This window comes from Faecalibacterium sp. DFI.5.82, from assembly GCF_029076575.1.
GTDB classification, from domain to species: Bacteria; Bacillota; Clostridia; order Oscillospirales; family Ruminococcaceae; genus Faecalibacterium; species Faecalibacterium duncaniae.
In genome coordinates, this window is the sequence record NZ_JARFIS010000230.1 from 1 (window position 1) to 336 (window position 336).

Annotated in this window: 1 pseudogene; it reads left to right on the forward strand. The window is 60.1% G+C overall.

From position 1 onward, the window contains the following. Positions 1-236 (forward strand): annotated as a pseudogene (locus P0G09_RS16385) (MATE family efflux transporter); the annotation flags it as partial. Between the last annotated feature and the right edge of the window lie 100 nt (positions 237-336).

The following is a 336-nucleotide window of genomic DNA, read 5'->3' on the forward strand; positions in this document are numbered from 1 at the left end:
TCTGCCTGGGCTTTGTGGTCTCCGCCATCTCCACCACCTCTTCCGGCGCGCTGGAGGGTCTGGGCAAGGGCACGCAGTCGTTGGTGATCTCCCGGTGCCGCTACATCGTCTTCATCATGCTGCTGGCCTGGGTGCTCTGCCGACAGTTTGGCCCTGTGGGCGTCTGGAACGCGTTCTGGGCCACGGAAGTGCTCTCCGCCATCGTTTCCCTTATCGTCTACAAAAAGAGCGTCTGACACGATTTCCGTATACGCAAAAAAGGCTCCGGGCCTGCACTCCCCTTTCACAGGGAGGCAAGCCCGGAGCCTTTTCCGTTTCAGCCCAAGGGCTGGTTTT